The 18,555-nt window shown below is 70.6% G+C and carries 15 protein-coding genes; 9 read left to right on the top strand and 6 right to left on the bottom strand.

Translation table 11 applies throughout. The annotated features are described in order from the left end of the window. Positions 1 to 289: 289 nt before the first annotated feature. On the bottom strand, positions 290 to 952 hold the full coding sequence (locus ACFV3E_RS43315) for a TetR/AcrR family transcriptional regulator (RefSeq protein WP_500541574.1): 663 nt from the start codon (positions 950 to 952) through the stop codon (positions 290 to 292). Positions 953 to 1,035: 83 nt separating this feature from the next. On the opposite strand from ACFV3E_RS43315, the gene ACFV3E_RS43310 reads away from it, so the two are divergent. Then, on the top strand, positions 1,036 to 2,454 hold the full coding sequence (locus tag ACFV3E_RS43310; RefSeq protein WP_500541572.1) for an FAD-binding oxidoreductase: 1,419 nt from the start codon (positions 1,036 to 1,038) through the stop codon (positions 2,452 to 2,454). A gap of 138 nt (positions 2,455 to 2,592) precedes the next feature. Here the strand turns inward: ACFV3E_RS43310 and ACFV3E_RS43305 are convergent, their stop codons facing one another. Continuing rightward, positions 2,593 to 3,993: a M24 family metallopeptidase gene (locus ACFV3E_RS43305; protein WP_500541570.1), complete on the bottom strand. Its 1,401-nt coding sequence runs from the start codon at positions 3,991 to 3,993 to the stop codon at positions 2,593 to 2,595. 277 nt (positions 3,994 to 4,270) lie between these two features. Here ACFV3E_RS43305 and ACFV3E_RS43300 point away from each other — a divergent pair, with 277 nt between their 5' ends. The 4 genes from ACFV3E_RS43300 to ACFV3E_RS43285 all read left to right on the top strand — a co-directional run bounded on the left by ACFV3E_RS43300 (position 4,271) and on the right by ACFV3E_RS43285 (position 9,301). Continuing rightward, positions 4,271 to 5,080 carry an SDR family NAD(P)-dependent oxidoreductase gene (locus ACFV3E_RS43300; protein ID WP_500541568.1) on the top strand — a complete coding sequence of 270 codons (810 nt, stop codon included), beginning with the start codon at positions 4,271 to 4,273 and terminating at the stop codon, positions 5,078 to 5,080. 117 nt (positions 5,081 to 5,197) lie between these two features. After that, complete coding sequence (locus tag ACFV3E_RS43295) at positions 5,198 to 6,751, top strand: Re/Si-specific NAD(P)(+) transhydrogenase subunit alpha (protein WP_500541566.1); 1,554 nt, start codon at positions 5,198 to 5,200, stop codon at positions 6,749 to 6,751. A gap of 12 nt (positions 6,752 to 6,763) precedes the next feature. Continuing rightward, complete coding sequence (gene pntB, locus ACFV3E_RS43290; RefSeq protein WP_500541564.1) at positions 6,764 to 8,203, top strand: Re/Si-specific NAD(P)(+) transhydrogenase subunit beta; 1,440 nt, start codon at positions 6,764 to 6,766, stop codon at positions 8,201 to 8,203. Positions 8,204 to 8,236: 33 nt separating this feature from the next. Continuing rightward, a complete protein-coding gene (locus tag ACFV3E_RS43285; protein WP_500541562.1) occupies positions 8,237 to 9,301 on the top strand; it encodes a hypothetical protein in 1,065 nt (354 codons plus the stop codon). A 63-nt stretch (positions 9,302 to 9,364) separates the two neighbouring features. On the opposite strand, the gene ACFV3E_RS43280 is transcribed toward ACFV3E_RS43285, so the two are convergent. From ACFV3E_RS43280 to ACFV3E_RS43270, 3 genes are all read right to left on the bottom strand, one after another. After that, positions 9,365 to 10,741 carry an NADP-dependent succinic semialdehyde dehydrogenase gene (locus tag ACFV3E_RS43280; RefSeq protein WP_500541560.1) on the bottom strand — a complete coding sequence of 459 codons (1,377 nt, stop codon included), beginning with the start codon at positions 10,739 to 10,741 and terminating at the stop codon, positions 9,365 to 9,367. Positions 10,742 to 10,976: 235 nt separating this feature from the next. Next, positions 10,977 to 11,660: a GntR family transcriptional regulator gene (locus ACFV3E_RS43275; RefSeq protein ID WP_500541558.1), complete on the bottom strand. Its 684-nt coding sequence runs from the start codon at positions 11,658 to 11,660 to the stop codon at positions 10,977 to 10,979. Next, positions 11,657 to 12,169: a VOC family protein gene (locus ACFV3E_RS43270; protein ID WP_500541556.1), complete on the bottom strand. Its 513-nt coding sequence runs from the start codon at positions 12,167 to 12,169 to the stop codon at positions 11,657 to 11,659. The genes ACFV3E_RS43275 and ACFV3E_RS43270 overlap by 4 nt, the downstream gene beginning before the upstream one ends. Before the next feature lie 133 nt (positions 12,170 to 12,302). Between ACFV3E_RS43270 and ACFV3E_RS43265 the strand changes: the two genes are divergently transcribed. From ACFV3E_RS43265 to ACFV3E_RS43250, 4 genes are read left to right on the top strand one after another with little or no spacing between them, the layout of a single operon-like run. After that, entirely contained in the window at positions 12,303 to 14,492 is a 2,190-nt protein-coding gene (locus tag ACFV3E_RS43265; protein WP_500541554.1) for a dehydrogenase E1 component subunit alpha/beta, read from the top strand. Further along, on the top strand, positions 14,485 to 15,756 hold the full coding sequence (locus ACFV3E_RS43260; protein WP_500541552.1) for a dihydrolipoamide acetyltransferase family protein: 1,272 nt from the start codon (positions 14,485 to 14,487) through the stop codon (positions 15,754 to 15,756). The genes ACFV3E_RS43265 and ACFV3E_RS43260 overlap by 8 nt, the downstream gene beginning before the upstream one ends. A 34-nt stretch (positions 15,757 to 15,790) precedes the next feature. Then, positions 15,791 to 17,170 carry a dihydrolipoyl dehydrogenase gene (lpdA, locus tag ACFV3E_RS43255; protein ID WP_500541550.1) on the top strand — a complete coding sequence of 460 codons (1,380 nt, stop codon included), beginning with the start codon at positions 15,791 to 15,793 and terminating at the stop codon, positions 17,168 to 17,170. Continuing rightward, positions 17,167 to 17,700 (top strand): hypothetical protein, encoded by a 534-nt coding sequence (locus ACFV3E_RS43250; protein WP_500541548.1) that lies wholly within the window; start codon positions 17,167 to 17,169, stop codon positions 17,698 to 17,700. Before lpdA ends, ACFV3E_RS43250 begins: the two co-directional genes overlap by 4 nt. A 20-nt stretch (positions 17,701 to 17,720) precedes the next feature. Here ACFV3E_RS43250 and ACFV3E_RS43245 read toward each other — a convergent pair whose 3' ends face one another. Further along, the gene (locus ACFV3E_RS43245; protein WP_500541546.1) at positions 17,721 to 18,323 is read right to left on the bottom strand and encodes a TetR/AcrR family transcriptional regulator; all 603 of its coding nucleotides are present in this window, start codon (positions 18,321 to 18,323) and stop codon (positions 17,721 to 17,723) included. Positions 18,324 to 18,555 lie beyond the last annotated feature (232 nt).

Raw genomic sequence — 18,555 nt, 5'->3', positions numbered from 1 at the left:
CACCGGCCGTCCGCGGGAGGAGGCGCCTGGGCGCCCGGCGGGAGGAACGTGGTGTCGTTCCCGCCGGGGGCCGGCGCTCCGCCGATCACGCTCGCCGGGGCGCGGTGCGGCCCAAGGCGCGCTGTGCGTCACATCTGTGACGCCCGGTCACGGTGGCGCTCTCCGGGTTCCGTCACTCTCCACCATGGCAGGAGATGGATCCAAACTCAACCGTGTGATGGGTAAATCTTGGCTCAGGTGGGGCCGAATGGATCCGAAACGACCTGGGGTGGTGGCGACCGGGGCCGGGTCAGAGGCCGAAGCGCGTATGGAAGAACCGGTCCAGGTCGCGCCGGCCGGCACCCGGTGACGGGAGCGACTCCCCGCCGGGGGAGCGCAGGCCGTCGAGGAACACCCCGAGTTGCCGTCCCGCCAGGTCCACCGAGGGGTCGCTGCTGCCGTCCTGCGGGATCTGGGCCGGGATCGAGTTCAGCATCAGGACGAGGTCGAAGACGGTCACGTCCTCGCGCAGGCTCCCGGCGTCCTGAGCCCGGGCCACCACCTCGGCGAAGTCGGTCAGCAGGGCCTCGCGGGCCGCGACGAGCTCGGGCCCCGGCTCCATCGTCCGCCTCCGGCTGACGGGGAACAGCTGGCTGCTGCGGACCTGGGCGATGTAGCGCACCACCCGCGTGAAGACCACCCAGGGATCGGGTTCGGCTTCCGAGACGTGCCGGATCTCGAGGGACGTATCCGTCATGACATCGATCGCCACGCGCTCGACCAGGGCGTTCTTGCTCGGGAAGTGGCGGTAGACGGTGCCCATCCCCAATCCCGAGCGGCGGGCGACCGCCTCGATGGACACCTCGTAGCCGCGGTCGGCGAAGACCTCCCGGGCGGCTTGCAGGATCAGTCGGACGTTCTCGCGGGCGTCGGCGCGCAGCGGGCGGTCGCCGGGGGGTGTCAACGGGTTCATTTGCCACCGATGTTAGTGTCCTGACGACGCAAGCGGAAATTGAATTTCCGGTTACCTCGTGCGTTCCCGACACAGGAGGCCTCATGAGCGTGTCGACACAACCCCGCTCCCACTCCGACTTCCCCACCGGCTTCCGCGGCACGGTGCTGCGCCCCGCCGACGACCGGTACGACACGGCGCGTGCGCTCTACCAGGGCCGTGCCGCCGACGAAGGCCCGGCGCTCATCGCGCAGTGCGCCGACGAGGAGGATGTCGCGACCGTCCTTCGCTACGCCTCCGCCCACGGCATCCCGGTGGCCGTGCGCAGCGGCGGGCACGGTTCCGACGGCTACGCGATGCCCGGCGGTGCGTTGGTCGTCGACCTCTCGGCGATGCGGGCGGTCACCGTCGACCCGCAGACCCGGGTGGTACGGGCCCAGCCGGGCGTCACACTCGGCGAGATGGACGCCGCCGCACAGCGGCACGGCCTGGCCGTGCCGGCGGGGACGGTCAGCAGCATCGGCGTCGCCGGGCTGACCCTGGGCGGCGGCATCGGTTACCTGATGCGCCGCCACGGCGCCACCGTCGACAATCTGCTGGGCTGCGACGTGATCACCGTGGACGGCCGCAAGGTCCGCGCCGACGAGACCGAGAACCCCGAACTGTTCTGGGCACTGCGCGGCGGCGGCGGCAACTTCGGGGTCGTCACCTCGCTCGAGTACCGCGCGCACCCGATCGGCCCCGAGGTCGTCGCGGGACAGCTGATCTTCCCCTTCGACCAGGCCGCCGACGTCCTCGGCAAGCTCCCGGCCCGGCTGGCCACGGCCCCTCGGGAGCTGGGACTGCTGGTCGCGATCGCCCCGGCGCCCCCTCTGCCGGTGCTGCCCGAGGAGGTGCACGGGAAGCCGGTGCTGATCCTCGTCGTGGTCCACACCGGGGAACCCGCCGCGGCCCCCGAGGTCGTCGAGCCGCTCGCGGCGCTCGGCCGGCCGCTGGCCGACCTCGTCGGGAAGACGACGTGGGTCCGGGCCAACAGCATGCTCGACGCGGTCGCCCCCTACGGCATGCGCATGAACCTGCGGGGTGGGTATCTGCCGGCGCTGTCCGCCGGCGCCGTCGACGTACTGCTGGAGCACGTCGCCACCGTGCCGTCGAAGCCCGGCGACATCTACTCGCTCAACCTCTCGTTCATGGGCGGAGCGATATCCGAGGACCGCGACGAGGACGCCACGGCCTTCTCCCGCGAGGGTGCCGCCTGGCTGTGGGAGGCCATCTGCAAGTGGGACGTACCCGAGCGCGACGCGGAGTACGACGAGTGGGCGACGGCCCTCACCGAGGCGATGCGGCCGCACGCGCTGACGAACGGCTACGCCAACCTCAGCGACGACCTCGGCGAACAGTGGCGGCGCGGGGTGCACGGCAGCGAGGCCAAGCACCGGCGGCTGCGTGCGGTCAAGGCCGCCTGGGACCCGTACAACCTGCTCCGGTTCAACAAGAACATCGCCCCTGAGACGACCGGCTGACCGCACAACGGCCGGCGCCTTCCACCGCCCAGGGGGCGAAGGGAAGGCGCCGGCCGGTGGTGTGAGGTCCTCCCCCTCCGCTGGTGGACGGGGGCCGGGCGGCAGCCGGGGTCGACGGGCCCGGGACGGCCCTCCCGGTCAGAGGTCGGCTGCGTCGTCCCGACGATTGGTCCGGGTCCCCGCGAACGTGTTCAGATGCGACTGGGAGTCGCGCTCGGCCGGCAGCGGTCCCGAGACGGTGAAGTAGCGCCGGCCGGCGACGAGAAGCTCCTCCGCGGGGAACTTGGTGATGACCTCGCAGCCGTCCGCGGTCACCACGAGCTCCTCCTCGATCCGGGCCGCACCCCAGCCGTCCTTCGACGGCCAGTAGGTCTCGAGCGCGAACACCATGCCCTCCTGGAGCACCTCGGGGTGCTCCAGGGACACCAGCCGGGAGAACACCGGCTTCTCCCAGATCGACAGCCCGACGCCGTGGCCGTACTGCAGCGCGAAGGCCGCCTCCTCGTCCGCGAACCCGAACTCCTGCGCCGTCGGCCACACCGACACGATGTCCGCCGTCGTGGCCCCTGGCCGGACGAGGCTGATCGCCTCGTCCATGTACTCGCGGCACCGCGTGTAGGCGTCGCGCTGGGCGGACGAGGCACTGCCGACGGCGAACGTGCGGTAGTAGCAGGTGCGGTAGCCGTTGTAGCTGTGCAGGATGTCGAAGAAGGCCGGGTCCCCCGGCCGCACGATGCGGTCCGAGAAGACGTGGGGGTGCGGCGCGCAGCGCTCCCCGGAGATCGCGTTGACGCCCTCGACGAACTCCGAGCCGAGGTCGTAGAGGGTCTTCGCCACCACGCCCACGCACTCGTTCTCGCGCACACCCGGCCGGAGGAACTCGTAGAGGTTCTCGTAGGCGGCGTCGACCATCGAGCAGGCGTGGGTGAGCAGATGGATCTCGTCGCGGGTCTTGATGCGCCGTGCCTCCATGAACACCTGCTGGCCGTCCACCACCGTCACGCCCGCGTTCTGCAGCGCCGCCAGGACCGGGAGCTCGATGACGTCGACGCCGAGCGGCTCGTCCAGGAGCCCGTAGAGCTCGAGTTCGTGCTTGATCTTCCGGGCGACGGAGTCGGCCATCCCGACCAGCGGGTTGATGGCGCCGCGCAGCGTCGAGATGCCGGCGCGGGCGCCGCTGGGGTTGCGGGCGTCGGCTCCGTGGTGGGCCCCGTGCGGATCGCCGTCCGCCTGGGCGTTCGAGTAGTCCAGCCACGGGTTGTACAGCTGGTGGTGCCTGGCGGCCGAACCGAAGTCCCAGACGATCGGCTCCCCTCCCCTGACCAGCAGGGAGAACCGGATCATCTTGTCGATGCCCCACGTGCCGATGTGGGTCGAGGTCATGTACCGGATGTTGGCGAAGTCGAAGGCCAGGACGGCTCCGAGGTCGGACTGCTCCAACGAGGCGCGCAGACGTGCCAGCCGCTCGTCGCGGAGCCTGTTCATGTCGATACGGGTTTCCCAGTCGACCGCGTTCGGTCCAAACGTCGGAATCGCCATCACAAGTCCTTTGCCATGCGGAAGTCGCGGGTAGGGGAGACACATGCGCACCACCGGTGACGGTCTGGTGCGCGCACCCGTGGGGGACCTGGCGGTCCCTCGCCTCGGAGCAGGCTGCGCACGGCCCAGTGTGCGCCGCGCGCCGTTACCCGGCCGGTAGGTGCGTGGCGGCCTGTCGGTCCGCCTGTGAACCGCGCGTTAGCGCTGCTTGCTGTGGCCTTCGAGCGTCGGATCCACTCTCGGCAGAAGGATCAGCCGCTGACTGGAGGAACCGAACATGGCCGCAGGTTGGAACTTGGAGGGCCGGACGGCTTTCGTGACCGGTGGTAGCCGGGGCTTGGGCTTCGCCATTGCGCAGGCGCTGCTCGAGCGCGGCGCCAAGGTCGCGATCGCGGCCAGGGACGAAGCGGCCGTCAAGGCCGCGGCCGGTCGTCTCACCGCGGATGGGCGTGCGGAGGACGTGCTCCCCGTCGTCGTGGACGTCACCGACGCGGAGTCCGTCGGCAACGCGCTGGCGGAGGTGCACGCGTGGCAGGGCAGCCTTGACATCGTCGTGAACAACGCGGGTCCGCAGCTCGCGCCGTCCCCCCTGGAGCAGGCCGACGAGAACGTCGTCGCGTCCGCCTTCGACACGAAGCTGATCGGGTTCCTCCGCGTCGCGCAGGCCGCCCTCCCGTTCCTGAGCCGGACCGGCAGCGGCAGCATCATCAACGTCGTCGGCGCGACCGCGCACGCGGTGATCCCGAACACCGGTCCCACGGCCATCGTGAACGCGGGCGTGGTCGCGCTCACGAGCTACCTGGCGACCGAGGCGGCGGCCGGCAACATCCGGGTCAACGCCATCTCCCCGGGGATGACGAAGACCGAGGGCTGGCTCACCAAGACCGAGGCCATGGCCAAGCAGCAGGGCAAGAGCGCCGAAGAGGTCCGGGCCGGCATGGTCAAGGGGCTCGGGATCCGCCTCGACCGCTGGGCCGAGCCTGCCGAGATCGGCGCCGCGGCGGCGTTCCTGGCGTCCGACGACGCCTCCTACATGACCGGTCAGGTGCTGCGCGTCGACGGCGGGTTGTCGAAGCCCGTCGCCTGATCGCAGGTCCCCGGGCAGACGCCATCCAAGACCGCCACCGGTCTTGGATGGCGTTCCTGGTCGGTGTGACGACTGTCCCCCGAATGCCCTGCACCTTCGACACCTGGAGTTCTGGGAATGCTGATCGGAATCGTGAGCGAAGCCCGCCGTGGCGAGACGCGCGTTGCCGCGACGCCCGCCACGGTGGTCCAGCTGGTCAAGCTGGGGTACGACGTCGTGGTGGAGCCGGGCGCGGGGGCGCTGTCGAGCTTCCCGGACGAGGGCTACGCCGGGGCGGGCGCGAGGCTCGGTGACCCGCTCGCCGCCGACGTCGTGCTCGGTGTGAACGCCCTCTCGCCGGAGCAGCTGGACGGGTTGAAGCCGGGCGCGACGGTCGTGGGCATCATGAGCCCGGCGTTCGATCCGGCGCTGGTGGAGGACCTGGCGCAGCGGCCGATCACGGCGCTGGCCATGGACGCGGTGCCCCGTATCTCGCGGGCGCAGTCGCTGGACGTGCTGTCCTCGATGGCGAACATCGCCGGTTACCGGGCGGTGGTGGAGGCCGCGCACGTCTTCGGCCGCTTCTTCACCGGCCAGGTGACGGCCGCCGGCAAGGTGCCGCCGGCGAAGGTGCTGGTCTGCGGTGCGGGGGTGGCGGGTCTGGCCGCGATCGGTGCCGCGGGAAGCCTGGGTGCCGTCGTGTACGCCACCGACCCGCGGCCCGAGGTCGCCGACCAGGTCAGGTCGCTGGGCGGCGCGTACCTCTCGGTCGAGGCCGAGGACGCCGGCGAGGTGGAGGTGTCGGCGACGGGTTACGCCAAGGAGATGTCGCAGGACTACAACACCCGTGCGGCGCAGCTGTACACGGACCGGATCACGGAGATGGACATCGTGATCACGACGGCACTGATCCCGGGGCGTCCGGCGCCGACGCTGATCACCGCGGAGATGGTGGCCTCGATGAGGTCGGGCAGCGTGATCGTGGACCTGGCCGCGGCGAACGGCGGCAACGTCGAGGGCACGGTCAAGGACCGGGCGGTGGTCACGGACAACGGTGTGACGATCATCGGCTACACCGACCTGCCCGGCAGGCTGCCCGCGCAGGCGTCCCAGCTGTACGGCACCAACCTGGTCAACCTGATGAAGCTGATGACCCCGGCCAAGGACGGCCGGCTGGTGCTGGACTTCGACGACGTGGTGCAGCGGTCGATGACCGTGGTGCGCGACGGCGAGCAGACCTGGCCGCCGCCGCCGGTCCAGGTGTCCGCCGCCCCGGCCGCCACGGCCGCGCCCCCGGTGGCGAAACCGGCCGGCTCCCAGGGCCGGCCACCGGTGCCGGCCCGGCGGCGGTTCGCCGTGGTCGGCGTCGGCGCCACGGTGCTGTTCCTGCTCGCCGCCCTGTCACCGCCGATGCTGCTGGGGCATCTGACGGTGTTCGCGCTGGCGATCGTGATCGGCTACTACGTGATCGGGCAGGTGCACCACGCCCTGCACACGCCGCTGATGAGCGTGACCAACGCGATCTCCGGGATCATCGTGGTCGGCGCCCTGATGCAGATCGGGCACGACGGGCCCCCGAACGGCGGGGTCGTCACCGCGCTCTCGACGATCGCGATCCTGCTGGCCTCCGTCAACATCTTCGGTGGCTTCGCCGTGACCCGCCGGATGCTCTCCATGTTCTCGAGAAGCTGAAGGGGCTCTGCCATGTCTGATCTGATCACCGTCGAGACCGGCGCGGCGGCGGCCTACATCGTCGCGGCCCTGCTCTTCATCCTGGCGCTGGCCGGGTTGTCCCACCACGAGTCCGCCAAGGCGGGCAAGACCTTCGGCATCGGCGGCATGGCGGTGGCCCTGGCCGCGACGACCGTGCTGGCGATCGACCACGACATCTCCGGAGCCGGTCTGGCCCTGATGATCGGCGCCGTGGCGGTCGGCGCCGCCGTCGGGCTGTGGCGGGCGCGGGTCGTGGAGATGACCGGGATGCCCGAACTGATCGCCCTGCTGCACTCCTTCGTGGGCCTGGCGGCGGTGCTGGTGGGCTGGAACGGCTACCTGCACGTGGAGGCCGCACTCGACGGCCCGGGCAGTGCCGAGGCCCAGGCGCTGCGGGCCCAGGATCTGCTCGGGATCCACTCCGCCGAGGTGTTCATCGGCGTCTTCATCGGCGCGGTCACCTTCACCGGCTCGGTCGTGGCGTTCCTCAAGCTCTCGGCGCGGATCAAGTCGGCCCCGCTGATGCTGCCCGGCAAGAACCTCCTCAACCTGGGCGCCCTGGCCGCGTTCGCCGTCCTCACCACGTGGTTCGTGATCGACCCGGCGCTGTGGCTGCTGGTCGCGGTCACGATCGTCGCGCTGGCCCTGGGCTGGCACCTGGTCGCCTCGATCGGCGGCGGTGACATGCCGGTCGTCGTGTCGATGCTGAACTCCTACTCCGGCTGGGCGGCCGCGGCGTCGGGATTCCTGCTGGAGAACGACCTGCTGATCATCACCGGCGCCCTGGTCGGCTCCTCGGGCGCCTACCTGTCCTCCGTCATGTGCAAGGCGATGAACCGGTCCTTCCTCTCCGTGATCGCCGGCGGGTTCGGCATCGAGGCGGGCCCCGCCGACGACAAGGACTACGGGGAGCACCGCGAGATCACCGCCGAGGGCGTCGCCGAGCTCCTCGGATCGGCCGACTCGGTCATCATCACCCCCGGCTACGGCATGGCCGTCGCCCAGGCCCAGTACGGCATCGCCGAGCTGACCCGCAAGCTCAGGGAGCGCGACGTCGACGTGCGCTTCGGCATCCACCCGGTCGCGGGCCGGCTGCCGGGCCACATGAACGTCCTGCTCGCCGAGGCCAAGGTCCCCTACGACATCGTGCTGGAGATGGACGAGATCAACGACGACTTCGACGGCACCGCCGTCGTCCTCGTCATCGGCGCCAACGACACCGTCAACCCCGCGGCCGCCGAGGACCCGGGCTCGCCCATCGCGGGCATGCCCGTCCTGCAGGTCTGGAACGCCGAGAACGTCATCGTCTTCAAACGCTCCATGGCCTCCGGTTACGCCGGAGTCCAGAACCCGCTCTTCTACCGCGACAACTCCGCCATGCTCTTCGGCGACGCCAAGGACCGCGTCGAGGACATCCTCAGGGTCCTTTGACCCGCTGTCGGAGGGGTCCGTTACCTTCGGGTCATGTCGATCACCGCACAACTGCGCGACTCGGTGGAGCTGCCGGGTGGAGGCGCACTCGTCAACGGCGCCGCGTTCGAGAGCCGCGGGGGCGGTGCGTGTCGCGCCCTGCTCGGCAACGGGCGCGAGCTGGAGGTCCACGACCTGGGCGAGGTGTTCGCGGGTGAGCGCGTGCCGGCCGCCGTCTTCCCCCTTCCCTGGCCGGGGTGGGACCGCGGCGTCCACTCGGTGAGTCCCGACGGCACGTTCGCGGTGTTCTCGGGCCAGCGCGCGGTCCGGGCGGTGGGCAGCGGCGGCGAGACGCTGTGGGAGTACCGGCACGCCTGCTGGGGGCCCGCGATCGGCCATCCGCACACGGGGGACGAGCAGGAGGTGTGCCCCGGTCACGAGCACGGATCCTGCCGGGTCTCGGACGACGGCCGGCTCGTCTGGGCACATGTCGTGGCCGAGCCGGCGGAAGGCGACTGGGAGGAGCGCTGGGTCGTCCTGGACGCCCGGGACGGCCGGGAGCTGGCCCGGCTGCCGTTGGGGAGCGCGGCATCCGGTTCGCATCATCTGTCCCACCCGGACGGTGTCCACATGGGCCTGTGCATCGGCATGGGCCAGGACGGCGTCCTGCTGCACTGGGCGCGTCGGGACGGTGGCGAGCTGACCGGCTGGGACCTGAACGAGGGCATGGACCGCATCCTGATGGACGTCCATGCGGGTCATCCGGGCTTCCTGACCGTCGAGCACAGCGGGTGGGACCTGCAACTGCACGCTCTGGACGGCACCGTGCTCGCCGAGGTCTCGCCCGATCCGGCCGACGACGAGGACCCGCCCCGCTGGGACTACGGCTGCGGCTTCGTGGACGCCGACACGGTCATCGCCTCGACGATCGACTCCGCCGAGGAGCCCGAACAGGCCCTTCACTGGCTGCTCGACGCCCACAGCCTGGAGATACGCGGGACGGTCGGATATCCGACGGGCCCTGTCGACAGCTACGTGCGTCCGCTCGGCGACGGGACCTGGCTCACCTATGACGACAAGAGCGGCACGCTGAACCGCTGGGCGGAAAAGGCACTTTGAGCACGACCAGGACGCCCGCCGGCCGGCGCGCGTCCTGGTCGTGCTCTGCGGGAGCGGCTCCCGTCAGCCCTTCCAGACCGTCTTGAGGTTGCAGAACTCCCGGATGCCCTCCGCGGCGAGCTCGCGGCCGATGCCCGAGTCCTTCACGCCGCCGAACGGCAGTTCGGGGTAGGAGACGCTCATGCCGTTGACGAAGACGGCGCCCGCCTCGAGCCGGGGGATCAGGAACCGCTCCTCGTCGGGGTCGGTGGTCCACACCGACGAGCTGAGGCCGAAGGTGGTGTCGTTGGCGAGCGCCGCGGCCTGTGCGATGTCGTCGACCCGGTGGACCACGGCCAGCGGACCGAAGGCCTCCTCCCGGTACACCCGCATCGCGGGGGTGACCTCCTCCAGCACCGTCGGCTCGAAGAACCACCCCTCGGTACCGACCGCGGACCCGCCGCAGCGCAGGACGGCGCCCTGCGAGACGGCGTCGTCGACCAGTTCGGCGAGCTCGCGCCGGCCGGACTCCGTGGCGATCGGCCCGATCTCGGTGTCCTCGTCGAGCGGGTCGCCGACGGTCAGCGCCTTCGTGCCCGCGACGAAGGCCTCGACGAACTCGTCGTACACCTCGGTGTGGACGATGAACCGCTTGGCCGCGATGCACGACTGGCCGTTGTTCATCGTGCGCGCGGTCACGGCGGTCCGGGCCGCCGCGCGGACGTCGGCGGAGGGCAGCACGATGAACGGGTCGGACCCGCCCAGCTCCAGCACGGCCTTCTTCACCTCCGAGCCCGCGATCGCCGCGATCGACCGCCCGGCCGGCTCGGACCCGGTGAGCGTCACGGCGGCGACGCGCCGGTCGCGGACGACGGCTTCGACGTCGGCGGCACCGATGAGGAGCGCCTGGAACGACCCGACGGGGAAGCCCGCCCGTTCGAAGAGCGTGTCGAGGTACAACGCGGACTGCGGGACGTTCGAGGCGTGCTTGAGCAGGCCCACGTTGCCGGCCATCAGCGCCGGCGCGGCGAAGCGGATCACCTGCCACATCGGGTAGTTCCACGGCATCACGGCGAGGACGACGCCGAGAGGCTCATAGGAGGTGTAGGCGGCCGAGGCCTTGACCGATCGCGGGTCGGCGAGCGGCTGGTCGGCCAGCAGGGTCTCGGCGTTGTCGGCGTAGAACCGCATCGCGTGGGCGCACTTGAGCACCTCCGCGCGGGCCTGCGCGATCGGCTTGCCCATCTCGACGGTGAGCATGGGCGCCGTCCGGTCCGCCTCGGCCTCGACCAGGTCCGCGGCGGCCCGCATCCACCGGGCGCGTGTGTCGAAGCCGGTCGCCCGGAGCGTCGCGGCCGCGGCTTCCGCCCGCGTCAGCCGCTGGTCGACCTGTTCCTCGGTGAGTGGAGCGAACTCTTCGACGAGCTCACCGGTAGCGGGGTTGACGGTGGCGATAGGCACGGCGCTCTCCTCGTGGCGTGGGCATCCATGAACCCTGATTGGATCCACTGTAGGCCCCGTCGGGTTGGTGTGCCAGGGGTGTTGTGGCGCGTGCGTCCTTCATCGCATCAAGTTGGATACATTCAAGGCACGGGTATCGCTGCCGGGACCGGGGGTTCGGAACGCGCGGCCGAGCGTGCTCCGCGCAGGGCGGGACACCGGTTCGCTCCTCGGGAGCTCCGGTGTCCCGCTCGCGTCAGTGCTTCTCGGTGAAGAGTTCCGGGTGCGCCGTGAGTTGGACCCGCGTGCGACGGATGTGCCCGGTCAGGTACCGCTCACCGTCCTCGGGATCGCGGCGCCGTACGGCGTCGAGGATCAGCCGGTGCTCGGCGTTGACGATGGTGGCCCGGTCCGGGTCGGCGAGCACCATGAACGCACGGCGATAGTGCTGGGTGGAGTTCCAGAGCCGCTCGGTGATGGCCAGCAGGTGGTCGCTGGGGCACCCCGCGTAGGTGGTCATGTGGAACTCGCGGTCCAGCAGGAGGAACCGGTTGACGTCGCCCTGGTTCTCGATCTCGTCCTGGAGGCTTTCCAGGCGCTCGATCTGGTGATCGGCGAGATGGGGGAGGGACTCGACCAGGGTCAGCGGCTCCAGGCGCTCGCGCATCCGGTAGTAGGTGTTCACCTCTTGGAGGCTGAGCATCGGCACCCGGGAGCCCCGGTTGGGGAACGACTCGGTGAGGCCGTCGGACTCCAGGATCCGCAGCGCTTCGCGGACCGGGATCCGGCTCGTGCCGAGCCGCGCCGCGATCTCGTCCTGGCGCAACCAGGTGCCGGGCGTCAGACGGCCGGCGAGGATCTCCTCGCGGAGGATGCCCGCGATGTGCTGGCTCCTGACGCTGTCCGACCCGCGCGGATCGCGAGCTTGCGCGGGGGTCAAGAGCGGTCACCTCTGAACTGTGACGGGTCGCGGTCGAAGGCCTTGCCCTCAGGATACGACACCAGCTCGAACTGCATCCCCCACGGCGAGAGGAAGTAGACCCACCGCTGCCCCTGCGACGGACCGGCGCTGGCGGTCGGGTCGCCGAGCACGGGAACGCCCCTCGCCCTCAGGAACGACACCGCGTCGTCGAGGTCCTCGACGTACAGCGCGACATGGTGGCCGCCGACGTCGCTGTTGCGCGGGACGGCCTTCCGCTGCGCGTCCGCCTGGTACGCGAAGACCTCGAACACCGCCTGCTCGCCGCACCGGTAGAAGCTCAGCCGGCGCATGACCGTGCGCGCGTCCACGTTCAGGTGCTCCGACATCCAGTCGTCCGTCGCGCTGAGCGGGCCGATCGAGTACAGGTACTCGCAGCCCAGGACGTCCACGAGCCATGCGTGCGCCTGGTCCAGGTCCGGCACCGTGAAGCCGATGTGGTCCAGGCGCATGAGGCCGGGCAGAGTCATGATCTTCCTCCTTTGGATCCGAACGCTGCCGCAATGGTCCCGTCCGTGCGGCAATCTGTCGAGCAGAACCTTGTCATTGGATCCAACTCTGTGACAGGGTCGATGTACTCCGGTTGATCGAAGGGGGCACCCGATGCCTGCGGAAAACACACTCGAAGCCAACGCCGCGTGGTCGGAGTTCGTCGTCACCCAGGACGACTGGGACGCCGCGGCTCCGGACCTCCTGACGGGCATGTTCAGCCAACTGGTGCTGATCCGGACCTTCGAGGAGTACGTCCTGGAGCTCGCCGCGGACGGGCTCATCCACGGTCCCGCGCACTCCAGCATCGGCCAGGAGGGCGGGGCGGTCGGCGCGTGCTTCGCCCTGACGTCGCAGGACACCGTGAACGGCTCGCACCGCGGCCACCACCAGTTCCTCGCCAAGGCGCTCGCCCATCTGCATCCGAAGGGCATCGAGCCGACGAAGCCGTTCCCCGAGGACGTGCGGGCCGTGCTCCTGCGCAGCCTGCGCGAGATCTGCGGACTGGACCGCGGCTTCAGCCACGGCCGGGGCGGCAGCATGCACCTCCAGTGGCACGAGGCCGGCGCGATCGGGACGAACGCGATCGTCGGCGGTGGCGTACCGCTCGCGGCCGGTTCCGCCTGGGCGCACAAGGAGGCCGGCACCGACGCGGTGGCCTTCACGTTCTTCGGCGACGGCGCGATCAACATCGGATCCACGCTGGAGACCCTCAACCTCGCGGCGGCGTGGTCACTGCCCCTGTGCTTCTTCGTCGAGAACAACCTGTACGCCGTGTCCACCCACGTATCCGAAGTCACCGCGGAGCCGCGGCTGTCCGGCCGCGGCCCGGGCTTCGGCATCCGGAGCTGGAAGGTCGACGGCATGGATCCGCTGGCCGTGCACCTCGTGACGCAGCAGGCCCTCGCGCACATGCGGGGCGGCGACGGTCCGACGATGATCGAGGCCGATGTCTACCGCTACTTCCACCAGAACGGTCCTTTCGCCGGTTCGGCGTTCCGCTACCGGACCAGGGAGGAGGAGGCGCAGTGGCGTGCCCGCGACCCCCTCGACACCATCGTGCGACACCTGGTGCGCCGCAGGATCCTCACCAAGAAGGCGGTCGCCGAGACGATCGAGCGCGCCAAGGGCCTCATGATCGAGCTCGGCGACGTCATCCTCGAACCGCGGCCGGGCGGCAAACCGGGTGAGCGGCGGATCGTGCCCTCGGAGTGGCCGGACCCGGCGTTCGTCGACACCGGCGTCCGGGGCGACCTGTCGGAGCTGGCCGGGATCGAGTTCACCGACGCCGGGGACTTCGCCGGCGACCTGACCGACGTCAAGTTCATCGGCGCCGTCGCCGGGGTGATGGGGCGCCGGCTGGAGACCGATCCACGCGTCGTGGTGATGGGGGAGGACGTGCACCGCCTCAACGGCGGCACCAACGGCGCCACCCGCGGCCTGAGCGAGGCGTTCCCCGACCGCGTGATCGGGACGCCGATATCGGAGAACGCGTTCGCCGGCCTCGGGGGAGGACTGGCCCTGGACGGCCGGTTCCGCCCGATCGTGGAGTTCATGTACGCCGACTTCATGTGGGTGGCGGCGGACCAGCTGTTCAACCAGATCGGGAAGGCCCGCCACATGTTCGGGGGCGAGGGCAAGGTGCCGTTCGTCCTGCGCAGCAAGGTCGCCACCGGCACCGGCTACGGGTCGCAGCACTCGATGGACCCGGCCGGCATCTTCGCGACGGCGCCGGGCTGGCGCATCGTCGCGCCGTCGACGCCGTTCGACTACGTCGGCCTGATGAACACCGCCCTGGCCTGCGACGACCCGGTCGTGGTCCTCGAACACGTCGATCTGTACAACTCGACCGGTCCGGGACTGCCGGACAACCACGACCACCACCTGCCGGTCGGCAAGGCCGCCGTACGCCGTGAGGGCGCTGCCCTGACCATCCTGACCTATCTCGCGATGACGCCGGCCGTGCTGGAGGCCGTCGAGCGGACGGGAGTGGACGCCGAGGTCGTCGACCTGCGCTGGCTGGACCGGGCCAGCCTGGACTGGGACACGATCACGCGATCGGTGCGGAAGACCAACAACGTGCTCATCGCCGAGCAGGGCGCCCTCGGCACCTCCTACGGCGGCTGGCTCGCGGACGAGATCCATCGACGGCTGTTCGACTGGCTCGACGCCCCGATCGAGCGGGTGACGGGCGGCGAGGCGTCGCCGAGCATCAGCAAGGTGCTGGAACGTGCCGCGTTCGCCTCCACCGAGGAAGTCGTCGCCAAGCTCCGCGAGATCACGCGGGGGCAGAACAATGGCTGAGCTGCTGCGCATGCCCGAGATCGCCGCCAACACCGCGGAGGCGATCCTGGAGTCCTGGAACGTCGGTGTGAACACCCCTTATACGGCGGGCGATTCGATCGTCACGGTGGAGACCGAGAAGGCCGTGGTCGACGTGGAGGCCGAGAGCGACGGCGTCCTCCTGCGCCTCCTGGTGGACGCGGGCACCACGGTGTCGGTGGGTACGCCCATCGCGGTCTGGGGAGCACCGCACGAGCCGGCGTCCGCGGTCGACGAACTGGTGGCCTCGCTGGGCGGCGGAGAGGCTCCCGTGGCCGCCTCCGCGGCCTCGGCGCCGGCGGGCGCGGTCGCCCCGGCGCCCACCGGTGCGGCACGCGACGGGGGCGAGCGCCTCTTCGCCAGTCCGCTGGCGCGACGTCTCGCACGCGAGCTCGGCGTCGATCTGAACGCCGTGACGGGGAGCGGCCCGCGCGGACGCATCCGGCGCACCGACGTCGAGGCGGCCGCCGCCCGGCCGGCCCGGCAGGAGGCGACGGCGCCGGCGGACACCGGGGCGGAGGACACCGGGGCGGAGAACGCGACCCGTACGGCCCCGGGGGCCGGCGCGCACTTCGTGGACGTACCCAACACGCGGATGCGGGCGGCCATCGCCCGCCGGCTGACGGAGAGCAAGCGGAACACGCCGCACTTCTATCTGCGCGGCAGCGCACGCGTCGACGCGCTGCTCGCACTGCGGCAGCAGATCAACGCCGGTCAGGGCGTGCGGGTGTCGATCAACGACCTGCTCGTCAAGGCGATCGCGTCCGCGCACACGGGTGTTCCCGCGATGAACGTGCAGTGGAACGACACCTCGATCCGGCACTTCCCGGACGTCGACATCGCCGTGGCCGTCGCCACCGACGGCGGTCTGGTCACCCCGGTGGTCCGCGGTGTGCAGTCCCTGTCGATGAGCGGTGTCGCCGCGGCGACGAAGGACGTGATCGCGCGCGCGAAGGAGCGCCGGCTCCGGCAGGACGAGCTGGAGGGCGGCACGATCTCGATCACCAACCTCGGCATGTACGGCACCGAGGACTTCGCGGCGATCATCAACCCGCCGCAGGCCGCGATCCTGGCCGTCGGCGCGGTGCGGCAGGAGGCGGTCGTCGAGGACGGTGCGGTCGACGTCGCGTCCGTCCTGCGGCTGACCCTCGCCGTCGACCACAGGGCGGTGGACGGCGCCACCGCGGCCGAGTGGCTGAAGGAGTTCGTGGACGTGCTCGAACACCCGCTCCGGATCCTGCTGTGAACACCGGCGAACGCGAGGAGAAGGAGAACGCAGCATGACGGAGAGCACTTTCGACCTCGTCGTCCTCGGCGGTGGATCGGGCGGTTACGCCACCGCGCTCCGCGGCGCGGAACTGGGGTTCAGCGTCGCCCTCGTCGAGGAGGACAAGCTCGGCGGAACATGCCTGCACAGCGGCTGCATCCCGACCAAGGCACTGCTGCACGCCGCCGAGGTCGCCGAACTGTCGCGGCACGCCGCGTCGATCGGCGTCCGTGCCTCCTTCGAGGGCATCGACGTCCCCGGCGTGTACGCCTATCGCGACGGCGTCGTGGACCGCCTGTACAAGGGGCTGCAAGGACTCGTCGCGGCCCATGACGTGACCTTGGTCCGGGGACGCGGGCACCTGGTGTCGCCGACGGCCGTGCGGGTCGGTGAGGTCGACTACTGCGCGGCGCACGCCGTGGTCCTGGCCACCGGGTCCGTGGCCCGCAGCCTGCCGGGGCTGGAGTTCGGCGGCCGGGTCCTGTCGTCGACGGAGGCGCTCTCCCTGCCGGAGCTTCCGCGCAGCGCCATCATCCTGGGTGGCGGTGTCATCGGTGTCGAGTTCGCGAGCCTGTGGCGCTCGTTCGGCGTCGACGTCACCATCGTCGAGGCGCTCCCGAGCCTGGTCCCGAACGAGGACCGGTCCTGCGGCAAGGCCCTGGAGCGTGCCTTCCGGCGACGTGGGGTCACCGTGCGCACCGGTGTCCGGGTCGCCGCCGTCGAGCAGAGCGCGAGCGGGGTCTTCGTCGGTCTCGAGGCGGGCGAGCCCTTGGAGGCCGAGGTCCTGCTGGTCGCCGTCGGGCGGGGACCCCGCACGGCCGGCATGGGCTTCGAGGACGTCGGTGTGACGCTGGACCGCGGATTCGTCGAGGTCGACGCCGGCCTGCGGACCCGGGTGCCCGGTGTGTACGCCGTCGGGGACGTCGTCGAAGGTCTCCAGCTCGCGCACCGCGGCTTCCAGCACGGGATCTTCGTCGCGGAGGAGATCGCCGGTCTGGCCCCGGCACCGATCGCCGAGGCCCACATCCCCCGCGTCACCTACTGCGATCCGGAGGTCGCGTCGGTCGGCCTGACGGAAGCCCAGGCCGAGGAGAAGCTCGGTGCCGACCGGGTGGAGAGCGTCGAGTACAACCTGGCGGGCAACGGCAAGAGCCAGATCATCGGTACGTCCGGCTTCGTGAAGCTGGTCCGTGAGAAGGACGGCCCGGTGCTGGGGGTCCACATGGTCGGTGCGAGGGTGGGCGAGCTCATCGGAGAGGCACAGCTCGCGGTCGCCTGGGAAGCCCATCCGGGCGATGTCGCCCCCCTCGTCCACGCTCACCCCACCCAGAACGAGGCCCTGGGGGAGGCGTTCCTCGCCCTCGCGGGCAAGCCCTTGCACAGGCACGGATGAAGCCCGGACGCCGGATCCCCCATGCCTCACCGCCGCCTCCGGACGGCGGCAACGGCAGCCGCGGGGCCGGCAACCGGCTGCGCAGCGGGCGCCGCGACCGGCTCCTCTCGTCCCTGCCGTTGCACTTCGTGGAGGCGTTCCTCGTCGGCCATGGCGCCGGCGGACCGGCCGGGGGACTGGTGCGCTTTCGGATACCCGGGGCGGACGAGGCCGGCGGATTGTGGCGCCGGACGGACCTGGGGCGCCAACTCGCGGGTTCCGGTGGGGAGGTGCGGCTGGTCCGCCCCTATGACGACACCGGTACCCGCCGGGCCCTCATCGCGATGCTGACGCTCAACGGCATCACCGACGTCGCCGCCCTGGTCCGGCTGGACATCGCCGGGCGGGGCCCGGGCCGTGACGTGACGGTCGGCGTGGACGTGCGGTTCCTCGCGGAACTGTGGGACCTGGCCCTCCCGGAGCACACGCGGTGCCGGGTGCACCTGGAGGGCCGGGTCCGTGAGATGCCCGGTCGGCCGATGCCGCGTTGAGCCGCCTGCGCGGTGCGGTGTCAGGACGGTGCCGGTTCGGGCCAGAGCGCGCGGAGCGCGTCGGGAACCCCCTCGACGGCCTCGGAGTCGCCCATGGCCAGCTGGAGGATGTAGCCGGGCAGGGTGCACAGGAGCGCGGCGCCGATCGCCTCGGGGGAGGCCTCACGTGTCAGGGTGCCGCCCTGCTGGTGTTCCCGGACGACCTCGGTGAGTGCGGAGCGCATCTGGGCCAGCAGGTCGTTGAACTGCTCGGCCAGTGCGGGGTTCCGCAGGGATTCGGACCAGGCCAGCACGGACAGCCCGGCGATGTTCTGCTCGGCGGTCTTGGCCTTCACGATGTCGAAGACATCGGCCATCAGGTCCCCGACGGAGCTGCTGGGACGGTCCTTGGCGACAGCGTGGACCATCGCCAGGACGTCACGCATGCTCTCCTCGACGATGGCCGTGATCATCTCGTTCTTGCTGGCGAAGTGCCGGTACACCGCGCCCGCCGAGAGGCCCGACTCCGCGAAGAGGTCCTGCATGGACGTGGAATGGAACCCGTCCCGCAGGAAGCAGCGGCGCGCCGCGTCCAGGATCTGCCGGCGGCGGGCCTCCATGTACTCCTGCGTGACTTTCGGCATGGATTCATCCTTCGATTAAAAAACGAATCTTCGTGTTAATTTACACGATGACCGTGGGTCATCCATAGGGATCGCGGGGGAAAACTTTGCCCGCGTTCTCTGGACATCCACCGTGCGGGCCGCAACCATGGTTACTCCATACGGTATGCAATCTGCAGTATGGGATCCCGACGCACCACTCCCGACCCGTCGTTGGACTTGTGAGGTGGCCGTTGTGACCAAGGCACTCGAA

Origin of the sequence: Streptomyces sp. NPDC059718, assembly GCF_042733315.1 — a bacterium.
Classification (GTDB): domain Bacteria; phylum Actinomycetota; class Actinomycetes; order Streptomycetales; family Streptomycetaceae; genus Actinacidiphila.
This window is presented reverse-complemented; position numbering and strand designations above follow the sequence as displayed.

Excerpts from the sequence above, each read along its gene's own strand:
- ACFV3E_RS43305 (WP_500541570.1), bottom strand. The coding sequence starts at position 3,993 with ATGGCGATTCCGACGTTTGGACCGAACGCGGTCGACTGGGAAACCCGT.
- ACFV3E_RS43310 (WP_500541572.1), top strand. The coding sequence starts at position 1,036 with ATGAGCGTGTCGACACAACCCCGCTCCCACTCCGACTTCCCCACCGGC.
- ACFV3E_RS43285 (WP_500541562.1), top strand. The coding sequence starts at position 8,237 with ATGTCGATCACCGCACAACTGCGCGACTCGGTGGAGCTGCCGGGTGGA.
- ACFV3E_RS43265 (WP_500541554.1), top strand. The coding sequence starts at position 12,303 with ATGCCTGCGGAAAACACACTCGAAGCCAACGCCGCGTGGTCGGAGTTC.
- ACFV3E_RS43245 (WP_500541546.1), bottom strand. The coding sequence starts at position 18,323 with ATGCCGAAAGTCACGCAGGAGTACATGGAGGCCCGCCGCCGGCAGATC.
- ACFV3E_RS43300 (WP_500541568.1), top strand. The coding sequence starts at position 4,271 with ATGGCCGCAGGTTGGAACTTGGAGGGCCGGACGGCTTTCGTGACCGGT.
- ACFV3E_RS43250 (WP_500541548.1), top strand. The coding sequence starts at position 17,167 with ATGAAGCCCGGACGCCGGATCCCCCATGCCTCACCGCCGCCTCCGGAC.
- ACFV3E_RS43270 (WP_500541556.1), bottom strand. The coding sequence starts at position 12,169 with ATGACTCTGCCCGGCCTCATGCGCCTGGACCACATCGGCTTCACGGTG.
- ACFV3E_RS43260 (WP_500541552.1), top strand. The coding sequence starts at position 14,485 with ATGGCTGAGCTGCTGCGCATGCCCGAGATCGCCGCCAACACCGCGGAG.
- pntB (WP_500541564.1), top strand. The coding sequence starts at position 6,764 with ATGTCTGATCTGATCACCGTCGAGACCGGCGCGGCGGCGGCCTACATC.
- ACFV3E_RS43315 (WP_500541574.1), bottom strand. The coding sequence starts at position 952 with ATGAACCCGTTGACACCCCCCGGCGACCGCCCGCTGCGCGCCGACGCC.
- lpdA (WP_500541550.1), top strand. The coding sequence starts at position 15,791 with ATGACGGAGAGCACTTTCGACCTCGTCGTCCTCGGCGGTGGATCGGGC.
- ACFV3E_RS43295 (WP_500541566.1), top strand. The coding sequence starts at position 5,198 with ATGCTGATCGGAATCGTGAGCGAAGCCCGCCGTGGCGAGACGCGCGTT.